The following is a 20,082-nucleotide window of genomic DNA, read 5'->3' on the forward strand; positions in this document are numbered from 1 at the left end:
GAATTTTCCAATATCAATTCAATAAAAAAAGCCGGCAGTAATAACCTGCCGGCTTGTATTAAGCAAATACGCCACGAATCATATTTGTTTGATTGCGGTCTGGTCCAACTGAGAAAATAGACAATGGAATTCCAGAAAGCTGTGAAACACGCTCAATGTAATGACGAGCGTTTGGAGGAAGATCTCCTAGATTTTTAACTCCAGTAATATCTTCTTTCCAACCTGGCATTTCTTCGTAAACAGGCTCACATTCTGCGAGAACTTTCAGACTTGCTGGGAACTCCTCAATGATTTCACCTTTGTATTTGTACGCAGTACAAATCTTAAGAGTTTCAATGCCTGTTAGAACGTCAATTGAATTCAGGGAAAGATCAGTAATCCCGCTCACGCGACGAGCATGACGTACAACTACACTGTCAAACCAGCCTACGCGACGTGGACGTCCAGTTGTTGTTCCATATTCGTTACCAACTTCACGAATTTGATCTCCAACTTCATCGTGAAGCTCTGTAGGAAATGGACCATCACCAACACGTGTCGTATAAGCCTTAGAAACGCCTACTACGTGATTGATTTTACTTGGGCCTACACCAGATCCAATTGTAACGCCACCTGCGATAGGATTAGAAGAAGTAACATAAGGATAAGTTCCCTGATCAATATCAAGCATTACACCTTGTGCCCCTTCAAAAAGTACGCGACGCCCTTCATCAATTGCGTCATTTAGGACGACAGAGGTATCAACAACATACTTTGCAATCTGTTGGCCGTACTCGAAATATTCCTCAAGAATATCTTCTTTCTTGAAACCTTCTACTTCATACATTTTCTCTAGAAGACGGTTTTTATCAGCAAGATTACGCTCAAGCTTTTCTTCAAATACTTCTCGATCAAGTAAATCACAAATACGGATCCCTACTCTTGCTGCTTTATCCATATAAGCAGGTCCGATTCCTTTTTTAGTTGTTCCGATTTTGTTAGCGCCTTTGTACTCTTCTTCAACAATATCAAGCTTTAAGTGATAAGGAAGAATAACGTGAGCACGATTGCTAATTCTCAAGTTATCTGTACTTACATTTCGTTCATGCAAATAAGCCAATTCTTCAAGAACAGCTTTTGGATCAACGACCATTCCATTTCCAATTACACAAATTTTATCATCATAGAAAATTCCAGATGGAATCAAGTGAAGTTTGTATTTAGTGTCATTAAAGACAATTGTATGTCCGGCATTGTTTCCACCTTGGTAACGAGCCACAACTTCTGCATTTTCAGAAAGGTAATCAGTAATCTTACCCTTACCTTCATCGCCCCACTGTGTACCTACCACAACTACTGATGGCATTTGAGCACCTCCAGATGCTTCCTTCGAATTAATTCGGTGAAGCATGCTTGTTTTTTAAAAAACCCAGAGTAAGTGTACCAATTTGAACCCCCTAAGTCAACAAACCCGAACAATAATATATAAAAATATAAATATGTTCGTTATTTTGGGGGTCGTTTAATAAAAATAGTATATTGAATTCTTTTTAAAAGGGTCTCTTCTTCATTATGCTCAATAAAAAAAGCCTCAAACTGAGGCTTTTATTACGCACCTGGAGGCATATCACTTTCGTCATGACGTCTCTCCAAATTAACAAACTTATTATATTCCTTAACGAAGGCAAGCTCGACTGTGCCTACTGGACCATTACGCTGCTTCGCAATGATAATTTCAATGATGTTTTTATTCTCTGATTCTTTATCATAATAATCATCTCGGTATAAGAATGCCACAATATCGGCATCTTGCTCGATACTTCCAGATTCACGTATGTCAGACATCATCGGACGTTTATCCTGTCTTGACTCAACACCACGTGAGAGCTGTGAAAGTGAGATTAAAGGTACTTCAAGCTCACGTGCAATCCCTTTTAAAGATCTCGATATCTCAGAAACTTCCTGTTGTCTGTTCTCACCAGATCCATTTCCTCGAATAAGCTGCATATAGTCAATAAGAATCATGCCAAGACCTTTTTCCTGCTTCAACCGTCGACATTTAGCTCGGATGTCGCCCACTCGAATACCAGGCGTATCATCAATATAAATACCTGCATTCGAGAGACTCCCCATAGCCATCGTTAACTTCTGCCAGTCATCTCCTGTTAATCCACCTGTACGTAGACGCTGAGCATCAATGTTCCCTTCTGCACAAAGCATACGCATAACAAGCTGCTCAGCACCCATCTCAAGACTAAAGATCGCAACGTTCTCATCCGTCTTCGTAGCGACGTTTTGAGCAATGTTAAGGGCAAAAGCCGTCTTACCTACAGAAGGTCGTGCTGCTACGATGATCAAATCATTTCGCTGAAAGCCCGCTGTCATACGATCAAGTTCAGAGAATCCTGTAGGGATACCTGTAATATCTTCTGTGCTGTTTTGTAGCAATTCAATATTATCGTAGGCAGTTACAAGAACATCTTTAATGGAGATAAAAGCCCCCGTATTCTTCCGCTGAGAGACCTCCATAATGGATTTCTCGGCTTCTGAAAGAAGGTTCTCTATCTCATTCTCTTTCGCATACCCGTCAGAAGCAATATCGGTTGCTGCACGTATTAAGCGTCTTAATATTGATTTTTCTTCAACGATTTTTGAATAATATTCGACATTGGCAGCCGTCGGTACTGAATTAGCTAGATCACTTAGATAGGACACCCCGCCAATTTCCTCGAGAAGTTTGCGATCCTGGAGTTCTGATGTCACAGTGACCAGATCGACAGGCTCGCCTTTCTCTGAGAGTTCAATCATTACTGAGAAAATCTTCTGATGGGCAGCACGATAGAAGTCTTCTGGCTGAAGAACTTCCGTCGCTGTAGTAAGGGCATCTATTTCTAAGAAAACAGCACCAATTACTGCCTGTTCAGCTTCAATATTCTGAGGTGGCGTACGATCAGCAAATAGATCACTCATGTTGTTTTCCCCCTGAGTATTTCGCTATTTTCCACCCGTGATTACCTATTATTGCTCTACCACATGTACTTTAACTGTTGCTGTTACATCATGGTGCAATTTAATCGGTACATCTGTGTAACCAAGGGAACGGATTGGTTCATCTAGTTCAATTTTACGCTTATCCACTTTGATGTCCTGTTTCTTAAGCTCTTCAGCAATGTTCTTGCTAGTAATAGAGCCGAAAAGACGACCACCTTCACCAGATTTTGTTTGAAGTTCTACTTCAAGACTTTCAATGGTTTCTTTAAGCGCCTTTGCTTCATCGAGCTCTTGCTGAGCTTTTTTGTCATCGCTCTTTTGTTTCGCTTTCAATGTTTTCATATTTGCATTATTTGCTTCAACAGCAAGATTATTCTTTAGCAGGTGATTTCGTGCATAGCCGTCTGCTACATTCTTCACTTCACCTTTTTTACCTTTACCTTTTACATCTTCTAAGAAAATTACTTTCATGATTCTTCTTCTCCCCCTTCTAAATAATCATCAATTGTTTCTTTAAGTAAATCTTCAGCTTCTTCTATGGAACCAGAATCAATTTGTGTTGCAGCATTTGTTAAATGCCCACCACCATTAAGTCCTTCCATGATAATCTGAACGTTCACTTCTCCAAGTGACCTTGCACTGATGCTGATTTTACCATCCGTTCGCTTGGAAATAACAAATGATGCAATAACGCCGCTCATTGATAACAATGTGTCCGCAGCTTGTGCAATTAGAACCTGATCATAGGTTTGGTCTTTCTCCCCTAGCGCAATAGCAATTCCGTTGCGATAGATATGGGCTTTTTCGATTATTCTTGCTCGACGTATATACTGCTCAATGTCTTCACGAAGGAACTCCTGAACAAGAACGGTGTCTGCACCGTGCGCCCTTAAATAGGAGGCAGCGTCAAACGTCCTTGAGCCTGTCCTAAGCGTGAAGCTTTTTGTATCAACAATTATACCAGCCAATAAGGCTGTCGCTTCCATGATGTCCATTTTAAGCCGTTTAGGTTGATATTCAAAGAGTTCAGTGACAAGTTCTGCAGTAGAGGAGGCATAAGGTTCCATATAAACAAGAACTGGATCCTTAATAAATTCCTCTCCTCGTCTATGATGATCAATTACAACAACATGATCGAGCTTTTGGAGAAGTCGTTCCTCCATTACAAGTGAAGGCTTGTGCGTGTCGACAACCACTAGAAGAGTATTAGGAGTACAACTTTCAATCGCATCCTCAGGGTCGATAAATCGAGCCCACAGCTGCTCATTCCCCTCAATTTCCTCCATTAATCGTGATACACCACTCGTTTTTTGATTCTGATCGTAAACAATAGAACCTTCCTTGCCATTTGCCTGAGCTACTTTTAATATACCGATCGATGCACCAATGGAATCCATATCAGGATTTTTGTGCCCCATAATAATTACTTGGTCACTATCGAGTACAAGTTCCCTTAAAGCATGAGATATAACTCGCGCTCTTACTCTTGTACGTTTTTCAATCGGATTTGTTTTACCGCCATAGAACTTCACCTTACCGGTTGTTTGCTTAATTGCAACCTGGTCGCCACCTCGTCCAAGTGCTAGATCTAGACTAGACTGTGCAAGCTGGCCAAGTTCAGTGAGCGTACTATGCCCGCTCCCAATCCCGATACTTAGCGTAATTGAAATGTTTTCTTTGGAAGTCGCCTCACGGACTTCGTCCAGAATTGAAAATTTATTTTTCTCTAGCTCTTGAAGAATTTTTTGATTTAGAACGGCGAAGAATTTCTCGGAAGAACTGCGTTTCAAGAAAACACCCTGCTCATCAGCCCAATTATTTAAAATGGACGTTACTGAGCTATTAAGATTACTTCGCACTTGGTCACCAAGTCCTTGAGTCACCTCTTCATAATTATCAAGGTAAATGATACCAACAACCGTTTTTTCCTCGTTGTAAAGACGTTGAATCTCTACTTTTTCACTCACATCAAAGAAATAAAGAAGTCGCTCTTCCTGTTTAAAATACGTTCTGTACTTACGATCATTAATCGTTAGTATTTCTTCGTTTGCTTCTGATTTAACAAACGGAATAATTTTCTCGGAAATATCATTCAATGAATGCCCAATCAACTGCTCTTTCTCAATCATAGTTGGTAAAAATGGGTTAGTCCACTCGATGTGATATTCCTCATCATATAGCAAAATCCCTATTGGCATTTCCATGAGGGCTTCGTCGCCTACTTTTTTAACACGATGAGAAAGGGTTGAGACATAATCTCGAAGTGCGTCCTGAAAGGTAGACTCAGCTCGAACGGCTGTATAAACAAGAAGCGTCATAACCAATACGCTCCCAATACCAAGTATCCAATTGTAATAGGTGATGATGCCGATAAACAGGATGGAAATGACGAACAAGGCTACCACATGATAACCATGCCACCGTTTCGTTAAAAACTTTGGCATATTTTCAGCTCCTACCTATGATTTCATTCTTCTGCGCAATTCAAAACCGAGATCAATAATCCCAATGATAACAACAAATGTTGTTAATGCGAAGCCAAGAAGAGTTAAAAGAATTGGCACAACAAGTGGCCAACCTTTTTGATGACTAAAAAAGTAAATAACAGCAAGGCCCTGAACGAAAATCAGAGCATTTAAAATAGAATAGACATTAATGGCTGCAACAAAAGCAGTAGATCCTTCTTCTAATCCAACCATCATAAGAATGGTAACAACTAAATAATACCATAAAAAACTCTTCGGAAATGCCCATTCTCGGATTGGTTTAAATACCGGTGGCTTGAAGCCTCCTACTCTCCTCAATACCGGAACAGAAATGAGTTGAGAAATAAGGGCGATTGCAACGCCCAGCAAAACAAGAGCAGTGGGAATAAGATAGCGAATCACTTCAACCTGCTGCATTATTTGGGCAAACTGGTCACTATCTTGACCAAGTATATTAGATAAAGATTCAGCCTGACGAATTGATTGATTAAGCATTTCTACAGCAAGGTCGGCTGGATTCTGTCCGATCAGTAAAACACTTGAGATAAAAACAAGAACAAGACCGATCACATAAGCTACGCTACTACCAATCAATACAGCTAGTGCTGATTTATGACGATAATAAAGATATCCCGCTGTTAAACCTCCAAGGCCAAACATAAGTGAAGCTATAAGAGATGGAATACCCGCAATCAAAAAACCAAGAACAATCGTAACGCCCCACATCACAAACGTACTACTAGGTCCATTTCGCACCATCATTAAAATAAACGGCACAGGCAACGTCCACAGCGTTAGCGAACCAAGAAGCGGTACATAAGTCGTAATAAGAAATAACACACCAAAAACAGCTGCAAGAGCAGCACCTTCAACTAACTGCTTAACAGTTTGATTCTTCAATAGTCTACTCCTTTTTGTAAAGCGTAAGTGGCCGGTTAGAACCATATGAGAACTTCTAAAAGTTTCATACTTAAGAAACTAATATTATAGGAAATTAAAAACGGGTCGAAATCCCCTTACTACATTGTAAGAATTTCTGCCCGTTTCAGCAAATTTTTCATTTGTTAGAATAGTTTACACTAAAAATAGGCTGTTTAACGAACAGCCTTATACTTACATGAAAGATAAAGTTTTCTCAGAAACACTGTCCATTTCTTTTTTAAGCCAATCCGCTAACTGAATAGATGCTGTTTCCGCATCCTCACCATCTGTAATCATAAGAATAGAATCATTTTCTTTCACTGTAAGATTGAATGTAATAACGCTAGTTAAATTCTTACCATTAATACTATGACCGTTTCGATAGAGTGCTACGTTGCTCTTATACGATTTAGTTTCTTTCACAAATGAGATGAGAGAATTCATATTAAGCTTAGCTGTTAGCGTAATTGATGTAGTTTCGATGTTGTTCATTATCCTGACATCCTCCTTACAGATTTCCTATAAGAAACATATACCCGACCTTCAAGAGGTCATAAACCACTTATTCTTAAATACTATAGTGAAACGGTAATAAAGCCTTCTCTAATTATGATAAACAAGTATACAAAAAAGCAGCAGGATATATCCCGCTGCTTTTTAAAGCTTACTCACCAAGTACGTATGGTAGTAAAGCCATTTGACGAGCACGTTTAACCGCACGAGTCAATTGACGTTGGTATTTAGCGCTAGTACCTGTTACACGACGTGGAAGAATTTTTCCACGCTCAGATACGAAACGCTTAAGAAGATCTGTATCTTTATAGTCGATGTAAGTGATTTTGTTTACTGTGAAGAAACAAACCTTTTTACGACGACCTCTGCGTCCACCTGGTCTTGCCATGGGTAGTTACCTCCTTTGCATTTAAAATTCGTTCTCTGTTTTCACCGCTCGAAACAGAGAGTATTAGAACGGCAAGTCATCATCTGAAATGTCGATCGGCTTGCCATCGCTCGCAAACGGGTCATCTCCAAAATTGGAGTGATCACGGTTGTTATCACGATTTTGGTTCTGATTCCCGTAACCGCCGGTTTCTCTGTTTTGGTTGCCGCCACCGTAGTTGCTACTGTTGCTGCTTCCGCCACCGCCCTGGTTTGCACCTTTAGGCTCGAGAAATTGGACGCTTTCAGCCATCACTTCTGTCACAAACACACGCTGTCCCTGGCTATTATCATAAGAGCGAGTCTGAACTCGTCCATCTACACCAGCAAGGCTGCCTTTTTTCAAGAAATTGGCTGCATTTTCTGCCTGTCTGCGCCATACAACAATGTTGATGAAATCAGCTTCGCGGTCTCCCTGCTGATTCGTAAACGGGCGATTTACAGCAAGTGTAAAGTTCGCTACCGCTACGCCACTCGGGGTATAACGCAATTCAGGGTCTTTTGTTAAACGTCCAACTAATACGACGCGATTCAGCATCAGAACCCCTCCTATTTATAGAACAATTACTTTTTAGCTTCTTCTAGGTTGATCGTCATGAAACGAAGAACATCGTCGTTGATTTTCATCAAACGGCTGAATTCATCAATCGCTTCAGTGTTACTGTTAATGTTAAGAAGCATGTAGATCCCGCTGTTGAAATTCTCGATTTCATAAGCAAGACGCTTCTTACCCATTTCTTTAGTTTCATTAATTTCCGCACCATTGTCAGTAAGGATTCCGTTGAAACGCTCGACAAGAGCTTTCTGTGCATCCTCTTCAATGTTTGGACGGATAATGTACATAATTTCGTAGTTACGCATTCCGTTCACCTCCTTTTGGTCTAACGGCTCTTAACTGGAATTAAGAGCAAGGAGTAAGTATACAAAGATAATTACTCACAGCTTTAGATTATACCAAATTAATTCTTTATTAGCAAGTCCACGTTTCAATTGGACTTTTTTCTTAGAAAACAATACTGTAGGCTGATTGATTTCCGCTCCAGGATGCTCGCTTTCCGCGGGGCGGGCGCTGAGCCTCCTCGGCGCAAAAGAACATTGTGCCTGTGGGGTCTCACCTGTCCCGCTAGTCCCGCAGGAGTCGAGCATCCTTCCGCTCCGATCAGCTAAAAGTGGACTTTTTTAAGAAAATCCGTTCAAAAACAAAAATCTATTACAAAAGCACCTATCTTAAACGTTAAAACGGAAATGGATAACGTCTCCGTCTTTTACGATGTACTCTTTTCCTTCAAGACGAACTTTTCCTTTTTCCTTTGCAATAGCCATTGTACCAGCTTCAACTAGGTCATCATAAGCGACAATTTCAGCACGGATGAAACCACGTTCAAAGTCGGTGTGGATGATTCCTGCTGCTTGAGGAGCTTTCATACCAAGACGGAATGTCCATGCGCGAACTTCTTGCTCACCTGCAGTGAAATAAGTAGCTAGACCTAGAAGATCATAAGAAGCACGAATCAATTTGTTTAATCCAGGTTCAGAAATACCGATATCTTCAAGGAATGCATCTTTCTCTTCGCCATCAAGCTCAGCAAGTTCAGACTCAATCTTCGCACAAACAACAATAACCTCTGCGCCTTCTTTCGCAGCATACTCCCGGACTTTAGCAACATATTCGTTGTCAGTTGGATCGAGAAGATCATCTTCATCAACGTTTGCTACATAAAGAACAGGCTTCTTCGTCAACAAATGATAACCGTAAACAATTCTCTCTTCTTCTTCAGTTAGCTCTACGCTTCGAGCTGGCTGTTCTTCTTCGAACGCTTCCTTAAGCTTTGTGAGTACATTAAACTCAGCTAACGCTTCTTTATCTTTTTGTTTCGCCATTTTTTGAACGCGAGCAATACGCTTTTCCACTGATTCAAGATCGGCAAGAACAAGCTCAAGGTTAATCGTTTCGATATCAGAAATTGGATCTACTTTACCAGAAACGTGTGTAATATTCTCATCATCAAAACAACGAACAACTTGAGAGATAGCGTCTACTTGACGAATGTGAGAAAGGAATTTATTACCAAGCCCCTCACCTTTACTAGCTCCTTTTACAATGCCCGCGATATCAGTAAATTCAAATGCAGTTGGTATAGTTTTCTTTGGCTTAACAAGTTCTGTTAATTTCTGAAGACGCTCATCAGGGACTTCAACAATTCCTACGTTAGGATCAATCGTACAGAATGGATAGTTAGCTGATTCTGCTCCAGCTTGTGTAATTGCGTTAAATAAAGTTGACTTCCCTACATTAGGAAGCCCTACAATACCGGTGGTTAATGCCATCTCGGTCACTCCTTCAATGTATCTGCCTCTAAAGGCGTTATTTTTTATAGAAGATGGCTTGGATTAGCCATTTATAGACTGTCTAAATGATCATGTTCAACAAAGGACATACCTTTTCCAATTATAGAGATGCAAACGTAAAAAAACAAGCGTCTGCCTTTTGTACCAAATGAAAAAGACCGCCCTCATTGGACGGTCACGACTCAGCGTGTTCAAGAACCTTTTTTAGTTTTCTAGAAAATTCTTTGCGAGGGAGCATGACACTATGTTCACACCCAAGGCATTTAATACGAATATCTGCACCCATTCGAATCACTTTCCAACGATTCTCTCCGCACGGATGAGCCTTTTTCATTTCCACCACGTCATTTAAACCAAATTCTTTATCAGACATAAGGATCCCCCTCTATGCTTTTTCTTTTTCTTTCACTTCACCCTGTTCGTCACGCTGGTACATGACAACACGTGGGAATGGAATTTCGATACCACTTTCATCAAGTCGTTGTTTCACTGCTTTACGAATTTCTCGACCGATTACCCAATGCTCCATTGGTTGTACTTCAGAGATGATACGTAGAACGACTTCTGATGGACCAAGATCCTGAACACCAAGATACTCTGGTTTTACAATCATGGCATCGAACTTTTCATACAACTCGTCCATTAATTCAATAATCACTTCTTCAGCTTCTTGAATTTGCTCTTCGTAAGCAATACTCACGTCTACAACAGCAATACTATTATGGATCGAGTAGTTCGTTACTTGATTTATATTACCATTCGGTAAGATATGGAGTTCTCCTGTCCAACTTTTAATCTTCGTAACACGTAAACCGATCTCTTCCACGAATCCTTCAATACCTGAGATACGAACATAATCGCCTACTGAGAATTGTTTCTCAAAAATGATAAAGAACCCTGTGATGATATCCCGTACAAGGTTCTGTGCCCCAAAACCAACTGCTAGACCAACAACTCCAGCACCGGCAATCAAGGTGGTAACATCAACTTCAAACTCGCTTAAAATCATGACGAGGGCAATAAAGTAAACAACGTATGTTAGGATATTTTCGATTAATCGAATGAGTGTGGCTTCCCTTCGTTCTGATAAGCGAAGCGGACTTCTTAAACGAATCGCAAAGACCTGACCTAGTGCTGATTTTGCAATGCGAAGAAACAACCACGTCCCGAATAGAATTGCAATAATCTTAATCGTTCTGATTAACAAACCTGCCCATAGGTCTCGATTAGATAAATAGTCGTATATAGGCTCAAACCAATCCACCCATTATCCCTCCCAGTTTATAGTGCTATGATAACAAATCATACCTTTTTAGAACTGGGAAAATCAAGATAGATGCTAAAATATAAAGATTGAGCACCCCATACAGAGGGTATAAAAAAGCAACTAACGTCGAAAAACCGAATGTCGTAAATGGAAGCATGATCGTTACGATAATAACGGCAACCACCCATAAAGGAAGACCGAGCATATCACGAAACCGCGAAGTAAGACCAAATACGCCACTGACAGCCGTTGTATAGATGGCTGACCACAGCAGCACAGACATAATTAGAATCATATAGTAAGGATAGTTTTTTAAGATCGCAAACAATGGAATTTCATATACAAGTAAATCATGCGCAACTTGAATTAATGATTGATTATATAGAAACGAAACTCCTCCTAAGATCAAACCACTACCTAGACTCGCAATCCAGATTTCTCCTTTTCGTTTGATTTGATGACCAACCGCTGAAAGTACTGCTACGAGAGGCAGTATATTAAGAGCTGTAAACGTAAAAGCTGCGGGCCAGTTGGACTGTTTTGTCCATTCAAACAGCAATGCTTTTGGGCTCGAATAAATAAACAGAGAAAGAACTGCAAGCAATAGAAGAATGAGTAGAGGAAGGATGATCGCATTCATGGATAACATGCCATTTATATCCCAAAAGAAAAGAATAACAACAAGAATGGCAAGAATTCCAATTCCCGACCAATATGGCAGATGAACTACTTCCATCGTTGCCCCACCGCCAGCAAACATCACAATAGTTGTTGTAAATAAATAGAGAATAATAAGTAAGTCATAGACACCCGTAAGTTTTTTGCCTACTAATCGTTCAAGTATTGGAAGGTAATGAGTGGATTTTGTTTCGTAACTTATTTTCATAATGACATAGCAACAAATGCTAAACATGATCGTAAATAATATAATAGCCAGTACGCTTTCGTGACCAAAAAATTGCCAGAGTTCCCTTCCAGAAGCATACCCCGCACCAATCATTGTTCCTAATATGAGAAACAGCCATTTCAACCCACCGCTCCACATGCCATTCCCTCCTTCGCCAACTCATTTATACGCTTGAAGTGAAAATACAATTTGTAAAATAGCTAGATTATGTATAGATCACATCAGAATTCCGTATACTGTTACTACTATTACAAAGGAGAGAATCCTATGAATCTTCGAGACAAGTTTTTTCAAAAAAAGCCTGCTGCGTATCGAATCCATCATGAGGATACTCTTGCTATTAAAACACTTAGTGAGAGGCTTTCAATTCTATTACCAGCACGAAGAATGGATTCAATTGTGATTGTTTGTATCGGGACGGATCGCTCAACTGGAGATGCACTCGGACCGCTAGTTGGAACCAAACTGCAGCAGTTGCAACCAAAGGCAACCGTATATGGTACGCTCGAGTCACCTGTTCATGCCGTAAATTTAAATGATGTAATGACGTCGATTAACCAACTGCATACGAAACCATTTATTATTGGAATTGATGCTTGTCTTGGAAGACTTCATTCGGTTGGCATTATTACTGCTGGTGAAGGACCTGTTAAACCTGGGGCGGGTGTTAAGAAAGAGCTTCCTGAAGTAGGAGACATTCACTTAACTGGTATTGTTAATGTGAGTGGATTTATGGAGTATTTCGTATTACAGAACACAAGATTAAATCTTGTTATGAAGATGGCCGATGTGATGGCAAATGGCCTCTACCATTCCATTGAAACCTATGGAGTGAAAACACCTTCAGAAAAGAACAGAGTCAGCAACTGGGGTGACGATCTCCTTCAACTCCCATAAAGAATGCCCCTTCCGTTTATAGGAAGGGGCATTCTTTATGTCACCCAATTATGAAAAGATAGTCGGTGTGAGATAAACACATGGAACAAGAATAGCTGCAATCAACAAGGCTGGTAAAAAGTTGGCTACTCTAATCTTAATAATACCTAGTAAGTTGAGCCCAATCGCAAGGATCATAATGCCACCTGCTGAAGTTACTTCTGCAATAAAAGCATTAAGAAGGCTTTGTGGGACAAACTGATTAATCTGGGATGCAAATAATGCAATGATTCCCTGATAAATCATCACAGGAATAGCTGAAAATAAAACACCATATCCTAGAGTTGCTGTAAACATAATAGCTGTAAAACCATCGATAAGGGACTTAGTAAAAAGAATAGAATGATCATTACGGAGTCCGCTATCAAGCGCACCCAATATCGCCATTGCACCTACAACATATACGAGAGTAGCGGTTACAAAGGCTTGAGCAACGCTTCCTTCAGAAGCAGCTCCGGTCTTTCTTTCAATCCACTTTCCCAATTGATTGAGCTTCCCTTCAAGATCCCAGTATTCACCAAGTATACCGCCAAGGACGAGGCTACCAATTACAATAAGAAACTGTTCACTCTTCATTGCCATTTGTAGTCCGATAACGGCCACAACGAGCGCTAATCCTTGCATGATTGTTGTTTTCATGCGATCTGGGATTTTACTACTTATCGTTCCAATTAATGTGCCTACTACTATCGCTGCGCCATTTACGACCGTTCCTAAGAACACCATGTTACCTCTCCTTAGCCAAAGTACCCATCCACAATTTCCTCAATCGCTTGGATTACCCTGCGAATCTCTTCTTTAGTATTATAAGGCCCTACACTCACCCTTACTGTACCATGACTACTTGTTCCAATTGTTTCATGTCCAAGAGGGGTACAATGAAGACCTGCGCGAACCGCTATTTCATAATGTTGATCAAGAATAATGGCGATTTCCTGACTATCAATACCTTCAATTGTGAAAGGAACAACACCAAGTCTTTCAGTTGCTGGACCATATACATTAACAAATTGAATCTTCTCTAAACCATCAATAAGCATTTCCGTTAATCGTTTTTCGTGAGCATGTATAGTATCAATTCCCATTGCTTTTATAGCAGTCAGACCCGCCAATAACCCAGCAATTCCAGGAGTATTCAACGTCCCACTTTCAAGACGCTCTGGAAGAGAGTCTGGCTGATCAATCAGCTCTGAGCTGCTCCCAGTACCTCCATGATGAATGGGTGTTAATTCGATACCTTGTCCTACAATTAGCACGCCAGTTCCCTGAGGACCAAGTAACCCTTTATGACCAGGGAATGCGAGTAGATCAATGTTCATTTGATTCATATGGATAGGTAGAATACCAGCTGTTTGTGCTGCATCTACAAGAAAAGGAATGCCTTTTTCTCGTGCCAATTCACCAATTAATTCAATTGGAACGATTTTTCCAGTTAAATTCGAACCGTGTGAAACAGCAATTAGTTTCGTGTAAGGTGTTATCTTCTTCCGGAAAGCTTCTAAATCAAACACTTCCGTTTTACCTGTATTGAAGTAATCAACTTCAATCCCTTTTGTTTTTTTAAGATATTCAAGTGGGCGTCGAACCGAATTGTGTTCGTATGAAGTAGTTAGTACATGATCCCCTTTTTCAAATGGGAAACCTTTAATGGCCTGATTTAATGCAGCAGTTGCATTCGATGTGAAACAAACACGATCTGAATGATCAAAACCGAAAAAGCTGGCCATTTCTAGTCTCGTACGATCAATAACGCTGCTTGCTCGCATAGACAACGCATGGCCACCTCGACCTGGATTGGCGGCATATTCTGTCATGACCTCAGTCATTGCCTGAATAACTTCAACTGGCTTCGGAAAAGATGATGCAGCTTGATCAAGATAAATCACGTTAACACCTCAATTTATTCTTTATAAAAAGCATAAACTGAGTTCAGCTTATGCTTTTGTTAATTATCTTCTTTTTCCAGCACTTCTAGAATACGATTTAAATCCTCTTCTGAAAAGAATTCAATCTCAATTTTGCCTTTTTTCTTTGATTTTTTAATTGATACTGACGTTCCAAATCGCTCTCGAAGACTATATTCCTTCGCTTTCAAAAATGGATCTGGTTTATCTACCTTTTTTGTTTCACGTGAAACGTCTTGATTTAGTTGAGTGATTAATTGTTCCAACTGTCTAACGTTCATCTTCTCTTTCAATACTCGATCTGCAAGAGCTGTTCTTGCTTCCTTCTTCTTTAACCCAAGGATGGCACGACCATGCCCCATTGTCAGCTTACCTTCTGATATGTACTCTTGTATCTCATCTGGAAGTTGGAGCAGTCGAAGAAAGTTAGCGAGATGGGAACGACTTTTACCAAGACGGCTGGATAGTTCCTCCTGGGTAACGTCCGTTTCCTTCATCAATTTCTGATAGGCAATCGCCTCTTCAATTGGATTTAAGTTCTCACGCTGAAGGTTTTCAATGAGCGCAATCTCCATCATCTTTCTATCGGTTAATTCTTTTACGACAGCTGGAACTGTTTTTAATCCTGCTTCTAAAGAAGCTCTGTATCGTCGTTCCCCTACTACAATTTCATACCCTTTAATACTCTGTCTTACAATCAATGGCTGAAGCACACCGAATGTTTTGATTGAAGTACTTAATTCTTCTATCGCTTCAGCGTTAAAAACCTTTCGCGGTTGGTAGGGGTTAGGACGCAATTCTTTTACCGGAATTTCTTTGACTGACTCGTCCTCTTTCTGAGAAGGGAAAAATGCATTGATTCCCTTTCCTAATCCGCGATTAGTCATTGCCTAACACTTCCTTTGCAAGTTCTAAATATACTTCTGCTCCTCGAGATTTTGGATCATATACGATAATTGGCTTCCCATGGCTTGGTGCCTCACCTAATCGCACATTACGTGGAATGATCGATCGATATACTTTTTCTTGAAAATACTTCTTCACTTCCTCTATTACCTGAATGCCAAGATTCGTTCTAGCATCAAGCATCGTGAGAAGAACTCCTTCAATTTCCAAGTTCGTGTTTAAATGTTTTTGAACTAGACGCACGGTATTAAGCAACTGGCTCAAACCTTCTAGTGCATAGTATTCACATTGAACAGGAATAAGCACTGCATCAGCAGCAGTGAGAGAATTGATTGTTAACAATCCTAGGGAAGGAGGACAATCTATTATAATATAGTCAAAGTCTTTTTCCACTTTCATGAGAGCCCTTTTTAATCTTACTTCCCGGGAAATGGTTGGGACAAGCTCAATTTCTGCACCAGCAAGTTGGATCGTCGATGGAATAACATAGAGATTTTCAACAATTGTCTCCTGAATAATTTCTTCTGCATCTCGATCATCGACTAGAATATTATAGACACAATGTTCAATATCCCCTTTTTCTATTCCTACACCGCTTGTTGCATTTCCCTGCGGATCAATATCAACGAGCAGTACTTTCTTTCCAAGATATGCGAGACATGCACTTACGTTTACAGACGTTGTTGTCTTCCCCACACCGCCTTTTTGATTCGCTACAGCAATGATATTCGCCAAGATGTCACCCACTCTCTTAAACAGCCATTCTTTCTCTCATTTTATCATGTTTAAAAATAATTAGATGTTCTTTTATTAAATTTTCCATATTCTGCATTACTCTATTTCAAGCTACTATTTATTGATTCCACCCATAAAAAAACTCATCCGATATGGATGAGTTTCACTTCTTTTTAGGGATGCGAATAGTGAATTGATAATATTCATCATGATCCTCTTCATCTGTATCAATCAACAAACCGGTTTCAGTTACCATATCAAGAGATTGACGAATCGTATTCACAGCTAAACGCATATCCTTACTAACTGATTTCTTTCTAGGCTTCGGTTTTGGCGCAGTGCCTTCAAGCATACGAACAACACGTTCTTCAGTCTGCTTAACATTCCATTGTCTTTCAAGCACTTCTGCAAGTAATTTCACTTGATTCTCTGGATTTTTGAGAGGTATTAAAGCTCGAGCATGTCGCTCTGTAATTTGCTTCTGAAGAAGAGCTTGTTGCACAGGTTCAGGTAGCTTCAAAAGTCTGAGCTTATTAGCAATGGTAGATTGTCCCTTACCAAGACGTTGTGCAAGGCTTTCTTGAGTTAAATCATGAAGTTCAATAAGCTGTGCATAAGCCATGGCTTCCTCAACTGCAGTTAGCTCTTCCCGTTGAAGGTTTTCTATAAGGGCAATCGATGCCGTTTGTGAATCATTAAATTCCTTGATAATTGCAGGGATTCGTTCCCATCCAAGCTTTTTAACAGCTCTCCAACGTCGTTCCCCGGCAATAATTTCGTACTTACCATCGCGCTCTCTCACCACAATTGGCTGAATTATACCATGAGTTTTAATTGTTTGAGATAGTTCAGCAATTCTCTCATCTATAAAAATTGTTCGAGGCTGGAAACGGTTCGGAATAATTTCCTCAACAAGAAGTTGTTTCACCTCTTCTTGTTCTGCTTCCATCGTCTCGTTTTTCTCATCGTTCAAACCGAAAAGACGTGAAAACGTATGCTTCATCGCCTAACACCACCTTTAATCGATTCCTTAACTGATTCGCTGCTCTAAAACGAAAATCCTTCTGTCATAGCGAGCGTTCCATGTGAAACAATCATCCGTTCAAATGCAGTCCATTTCTATTATAAAGGATTTTTATTTGGTGTGCCTGGCTTTCTTGGATATTTCTTTGGAGTTGTTTTGACTTTTTTAATCGTTACGATGTTTCGCTCACTTTTTTCACCTGGAAGGGTGAGCGTATCAAGTTTCTCTACTTCTCCCCCAAGCATCTTAATTGCCTGCTTGCCTGTATCGAGTTCTTCTTCGACATTAGGACCTTTTAAAGCAACGAAATAACCATTCTGTTTCACTAGAGGCAGACATAACTCCCCAAGAACCGACATACGTGCTACCGCTCTCGCTGTCACAACATCATACGATTCACGATGAAATTTGTTTTTACCAAATAATTCTGCACGATCGTGAAAGAAGGACACATTTTCTAAATTTAGTTCTGAAGAAAGATTTTCCAGAAAGCCTATTCGTTTGTTAAGCGAATCGACAATGGTGATTTTCAAATGTGGAAAGCAAATTTTAATCGGAAGACTTGGAAATCCGGCTCCAGCTCCTACATCACAAATATGATAATTAGAAGAGAAATCAAATGAGAACGCGGACATGATGGAATCAAAGAAATGCTTTTCATACACTTCTTCTTTTTCTGTAATGGCCGTCAGATTCATTTTCTCGTTCCATTCAACTAAAACTTCGTAGTATGTTTGAAATTGTTGAAGCTGCAGGGGAGAAAGAGTAATTCCTTTCTCCATTAGCAACTCCTGAAACTGTTGTTCGTTCATAGCCCCTCCGCTTTAAACATTATTTTGCAATTTTTGCGATCTTACCTTGTTCAATATATACAAGCAGAATAGAAACATCTGCAGGGTTCACTCCTGAAACACGAGATGCTTGACCGATGGAAAGTGGACGAACTTCATCAAGCTTCTGCTTTGCTTCAGTTGCAAGTCCACCAATCGCATGATAATCAATGCCATCAGGAATTTTCTTCTCATCCATTCTCTTCATACGCTCAACTTGCTGAAGGCTTTTGTTAATATAGCCACTGTATTTAATCTGAATTTCAACTTGTTCAGCCACATCTTCTGGAATGTCAAAGTCAGCAGGTGCAAGTTGATGAATCTCCTGATACGTTACTTCCGGTCTCTTTAAGAGATTAGCCGCGTGCATCGCTTCTTTCAATTCAGTACTATTCTCTGGAAGAACAGCATTTACCTTATCGCTCGGTTTGATGACAATCTTCTCAAGACGCTTCATTTCTTGCTCAATCATTTCTTTCTTAGCAAGAAAACGATCATAGCGTTCTTTAGGAATCATACCTATCTCGTAACCAAGCTCAGTTAATCTTAAGTCTGCATTATCATGACGAAGTAGCAAACGATATTCTGCGCGTGATGTTAATAGACGATACGGCTCATTCGTTCCTTTTGTAACAAGGTCATCAATCATGACTCCAATGTATCCTTGAGAGCGATCAAGTATCACCGCTTCACGCTCCTGTGCATTCCTTGCAGCGTTAATACCAGACATAATGCCTTGACCAGCAGCTTCTTCATAACCTGAAGTCCCGTTTAACTGTCCTGCAGTAAAGAGATTTTTCACTGTTTTCGTTTCAAGCGAAGGCCACAATTGAGTAGGCACAACAACGTCATATTCGATTGCATAACCTGCACGCATCATTTCAACGTTTTCAAGACCAGGTACTGTTTTAAGAATTTGCTGCTGCAAGTCTTCAGGAAGACTTGTTGAAAGCCCCTGCACATAGACTTCTTTAGTATTACGTCCTTCTGGTTCAAGAAAGATCTGATGACGCGGCTTATCATTAAAGCGAACAATTTTATCTTCAATCGATGGGCAGTAACGTGGCCCTGTTCCTTCAATCATGCCTGAATACATCGGAGAGCGATGAAGGTTATCATTAATGAGCTTATGCGTTTCTTCCCCGGTATACGTTAACCAGCAAGGAAGCTGATCTGTAATAAACTCTGTTGTTTCATATGAGAAGGCACGAGGTTTTTCATCACCTGGCTGTATTTCAGTTTTGCTATAATCGATTGATTTATTGTTCACACGTGGCGGTGTTCCTGTCTTAAAACGAACCATTTCAAAGCCTAGCTCTTCCAAGTGGTGAGACAGGTTAACAGAAGGCTGCATGTTATTCGGTCCACTTTCATAAGAAAGATCCCCTATAATTACGCGGCCTCGCATGAATGTTCCCGTTGTGAGTACAACAGATTTCGCTTCGAATTCTGCACCAGTCTTCGTAATAACTCCTTTGCAGACACCATCTTCTACAATAAGTTTCTCAACCATCCCCTGCAAAAGCGTGAGGTTGTCTTGTTCTTCAATGGTTTTCTTCATTTCACTTTGATACAGCACTTTATCAGCCTGTGCACGCAGTGCACGTACAGCAGGACCTTTACCTGTATTTAACATTCGCATTTGAATATGCGTTTTATCTATATTTCTTCCCATTGCTCCACCTAGTGCATCGATTTCCCGCACAACAATTCCTTTTGCAGGACCCCCTACACTTGGATTACATGGCATAAATGCGACAGAATCCAAATTAAGTGTGAGCATGAGTGTTTTAGCACCCATTCTAGCTGAAGCAAGACCCGCTTCTACACCGGCATGACCTGCTCCGACAACAATAACATCATAAGAATCGGCTTTGTAACCCATTGCCGTATTCCTCCTTTAATCTA

At 40.2% G+C, this 20,082-nt stretch carries 21 protein-coding genes; 1 reads left to right on the plus strand and 20 read right to left on the minus strand.

From position 1 onward, the window contains the following. Positions 1-58: 58 nt before the first annotated feature. From JI666_RS08850 to JI666_RS08910, 13 genes are all read right to left on the minus strand, one after another. The gene (locus JI666_RS08850; RefSeq protein ID WP_206890891.1) at positions 59-1,345 is read right to left on the minus strand and encodes an adenylosuccinate synthase; all 1,287 of its coding nucleotides are present in this window, start codon (positions 1,343-1,345) and stop codon (positions 59-61) included. Between the two features lie 242 nt (positions 1,346-1,587). Continuing rightward, entirely contained in the window at positions 1,588-2,949 is a 1,362-nt protein-coding gene (dnaB, locus tag JI666_RS08855; RefSeq protein ID WP_048311141.1) for a replicative DNA helicase, read from the minus strand. Between the two features lie 48 nt (positions 2,950-2,997). After that, positions 2,998-3,441, minus strand: coding sequence for a 50S ribosomal protein L9 (gene rplI / locus JI666_RS08860; RefSeq protein WP_206890893.1), 444 nt, complete (start codon positions 3,439-3,441; stop codon positions 2,998-3,000). Continuing rightward, positions 3,438-5,414: a DHH family phosphoesterase gene (locus JI666_RS08865; protein WP_206890895.1), complete on the minus strand. Its 1,977-nt coding sequence runs from the start codon at positions 5,412-5,414 to the stop codon at positions 3,438-3,440. The genes rplI and JI666_RS08865 overlap by 4 nt, the downstream gene beginning before the upstream one ends. A gap of 15 nt (positions 5,415-5,429) precedes the next feature. Next, entirely contained in the window at positions 5,430-6,356 is a 927-nt protein-coding gene (locus tag JI666_RS08870; protein ID WP_206890897.1) for a YybS family protein, read from the minus strand. A 213-nt stretch (positions 6,357-6,569) separates the two neighbouring features. Next, entirely contained in the window at positions 6,570-6,869 is a 300-nt protein-coding gene (locus JI666_RS08875) for an HPr family phosphocarrier protein (RefSeq protein WP_206890899.1), read from the minus strand. Positions 6,870-7,041: 172 nt separating this feature from the next. Then, entirely contained in the window at positions 7,042-7,278 is a 237-nt protein-coding gene (gene rpsR, locus JI666_RS08880; protein WP_048311135.1) for a 30S ribosomal protein S18, read from the minus strand. Between the two features lie 63 nt (positions 7,279-7,341). Further along, positions 7,342-7,854 (minus strand): single-stranded DNA-binding protein, encoded by a 513-nt coding sequence (locus tag JI666_RS08885; protein ID WP_048311134.1) that lies wholly within the window; start codon positions 7,852-7,854, stop codon positions 7,342-7,344. A gap of 26 nt (positions 7,855-7,880) precedes the next feature. After that, positions 7,881-8,177, minus strand: coding sequence for a 30S ribosomal protein S6 (gene rpsF / locus JI666_RS08890; protein WP_048311133.1), 297 nt, complete (start codon positions 8,175-8,177; stop codon positions 7,881-7,883). Between the two features lie 366 nt (positions 8,178-8,543). Continuing rightward, positions 8,544-9,644: a redox-regulated ATPase YchF gene (gene ychF, locus JI666_RS08895; RefSeq protein ID WP_206890901.1), complete on the minus strand. Its 1,101-nt coding sequence runs from the start codon at positions 9,642-9,644 to the stop codon at positions 8,544-8,546. A 196-nt stretch (positions 9,645-9,840) separates the two neighbouring features. After that, complete coding sequence (locus JI666_RS08900) at positions 9,841-10,038, minus strand: DUF951 domain-containing protein (protein ID WP_136948638.1); 198 nt, start codon at positions 10,036-10,038, stop codon at positions 9,841-9,843. Between the two features lie 12 nt (positions 10,039-10,050). Further along, positions 10,051-10,929: a mechanosensitive ion channel family protein gene (locus JI666_RS08905; protein WP_206890903.1), complete on the minus strand. Its 879-nt coding sequence runs from the start codon at positions 10,927-10,929 to the stop codon at positions 10,051-10,053. Positions 10,930-10,954: 25 nt separating this feature from the next. After that, positions 10,955-11,977 carry a YkvI family membrane protein gene (locus JI666_RS08910; protein ID WP_206890905.1) on the minus strand — a complete coding sequence of 341 codons (1,023 nt, stop codon included), beginning with the start codon at positions 11,975-11,977 and terminating at the stop codon, positions 10,955-10,957. Between the two features lie 129 nt (positions 11,978-12,106). On the opposite strand from JI666_RS08910, the gene yyaC reads away from it, so the two are divergent. After that, positions 12,107-12,736 carry a spore protease YyaC gene (gene yyaC, locus JI666_RS08915; RefSeq protein ID WP_206890907.1) on the plus strand — a complete coding sequence of 210 codons (630 nt, stop codon included), beginning with the start codon at positions 12,107-12,109 and terminating at the stop codon, positions 12,734-12,736. Between the two features lie 48 nt (positions 12,737-12,784). On the opposite strand, the gene JI666_RS08920 is transcribed toward yyaC, so the two are convergent. The 7 genes from JI666_RS08920 to mnmG form a co-directional block, all read right to left on the minus strand. After that, complete coding sequence (locus JI666_RS08920; protein ID WP_206890910.1) at positions 12,785-13,501, minus strand: DUF554 domain-containing protein; 717 nt, start codon at positions 13,499-13,501, stop codon at positions 12,785-12,787. Between the two features lie 11 nt (positions 13,502-13,512). After that, positions 13,513-14,661, minus strand: coding sequence for an aminotransferase class V-fold PLP-dependent enzyme (locus JI666_RS08925; RefSeq protein ID WP_206890911.1), 1,149 nt, complete (start codon positions 14,659-14,661; stop codon positions 13,513-13,515). A gap of 59 nt (positions 14,662-14,720) precedes the next feature. Continuing rightward, on the minus strand, positions 14,721-15,566 hold the full coding sequence (locus JI666_RS08930; RefSeq protein ID WP_206890912.1) for a ParB/RepB/Spo0J family partition protein: 846 nt from the start codon (positions 15,564-15,566) through the stop codon (positions 14,721-14,723). Further along, the gene (locus JI666_RS08935) at positions 15,559-16,320 is read right to left on the minus strand and encodes a ParA family protein (protein WP_206890913.1); all 762 of its coding nucleotides are present in this window, start codon (positions 16,318-16,320) and stop codon (positions 15,559-15,561) included. The genes JI666_RS08930 and JI666_RS08935 overlap by 8 nt, the downstream gene beginning before the upstream one ends. Before the next feature lie 163 nt (positions 16,321-16,483). Beyond that, positions 16,484-17,323 carry a nucleoid occlusion protein gene (gene noc / locus JI666_RS08940; protein WP_206890915.1) on the minus strand — a complete coding sequence of 280 codons (840 nt, stop codon included), beginning with the start codon at positions 17,321-17,323 and terminating at the stop codon, positions 16,484-16,486. 119 nt (positions 17,324-17,442) lie between these two features. Further along, positions 17,443-18,156 carry a 16S rRNA (guanine(527)-N(7))-methyltransferase RsmG gene (gene rsmG / locus JI666_RS08945; RefSeq protein WP_206890917.1) on the minus strand — a complete coding sequence of 238 codons (714 nt, stop codon included), beginning with the start codon at positions 18,154-18,156 and terminating at the stop codon, positions 17,443-17,445. A 19-nt stretch (positions 18,157-18,175) separates the two neighbouring features. Continuing rightward, positions 18,176-20,059, minus strand: coding sequence for a tRNA uridine-5-carboxymethylaminomethyl(34) synthesis enzyme MnmG (gene mnmG / locus JI666_RS08950; protein ID WP_206890919.1), 1,884 nt, complete (start codon positions 20,057-20,059; stop codon positions 18,176-18,178). Positions 20,060-20,082: the final 23 nt, after the last annotated feature.

The organism is Bacillus sp. NTK071, from assembly GCF_017303315.1.
Classification (GTDB): domain Bacteria; phylum Bacillota; class Bacilli; order Bacillales; family Guptibacillaceae; genus Guptibacillus.

Bases quoted from the DNA above. Each gene is read 5' to 3' on its own strand.
- JI666_RS08850 (WP_206890891.1), bottom strand. From the start codon at position 1,345: ATGCCATCAGTAGTTGTGGTAGGTACACAGTGGGGCGATGAAGGTAAG.
- dnaB (WP_048311141.1), bottom strand. From the start codon at position 2,949: ATGAGTGATCTATTTGCTGATCGTACGCCACCTCAGAATATTGAAGCT.
- rplI (WP_206890893.1), bottom strand. From the start codon at position 3,441: ATGAAAGTAATTTTCTTAGAAGATGTAAAAGGTAAAGGTAAAAAAGGT.
- JI666_RS08865 (WP_206890895.1), bottom strand. From the start codon at position 5,414: ATGCCAAAGTTTTTAACGAAACGGTGGCATGGTTATCATGTGGTAGCC.
- JI666_RS08875 (WP_206890899.1), bottom strand. From the start codon at position 6,869: ATGAACAACATCGAAACTACATCAATTACGCTAACAGCTAAGCTTAAT.
- rpsR (WP_048311135.1), bottom strand. From the start codon at position 7,278: ATGGCAAGACCAGGTGGACGCAGAGGTCGTCGTAAAAAGGTTTGTTTC.
- JI666_RS08885 (WP_048311134.1), bottom strand. From the start codon at position 7,854: ATGCTGAATCGCGTCGTATTAGTTGGACGTTTAACAAAAGACCCTGAA.
- rpsF (WP_048311133.1), bottom strand. From the start codon at position 8,177: ATGCGTAACTACGAAATTATGTACATTATCCGTCCAAACATTGAAGAG.
- ychF (WP_206890901.1), bottom strand. From the start codon at position 9,644: ATGGCATTAACCACCGGTATTGTAGGGCTTCCTAATGTAGGGAAGTCA.
- JI666_RS08900 (WP_136948638.1), bottom strand. From the start codon at position 10,038: ATGTCTGATAAAGAATTTGGTTTAAATGACGTGGTGGAAATGAAAAAG.
- JI666_RS08910 (WP_206890905.1), bottom strand. From the start codon at position 11,977: ATGTGGAGCGGTGGGTTGAAATGGCTGTTTCTCATATTAGGAACAATG.
- yyaC (WP_206890907.1), top strand. From the start codon at position 12,107: ATGAATCTTCGAGACAAGTTTTTTCAAAAAAAGCCTGCTGCGTATCGA.
- JI666_RS08920 (WP_206890910.1), bottom strand. From the start codon at position 13,501: ATGGTGTTCTTAGGAACGGTCGTAAATGGCGCAGCGATAGTAGTAGGC.
- JI666_RS08930 (WP_206890912.1), bottom strand. From the start codon at position 15,566: ATGACTAATCGCGGATTAGGAAAGGGAATCAATGCATTTTTCCCTTCT.
- noc (WP_206890915.1), bottom strand. From the start codon at position 17,323: ATGAAGCATACGTTTTCACGTCTTTTCGGTTTGAACGATGAGAAAAAC.
- rsmG (WP_206890917.1), bottom strand. From the start codon at position 18,156: ATGAACGAACAACAGTTTCAGGAGTTGCTAATGGAGAAAGGAATTACT.
- mnmG (WP_206890919.1), bottom strand. From the start codon at position 20,059: ATGGGTTACAAAGCCGATTCTTATGATGTTATTGTTGTCGGAGCAGGT.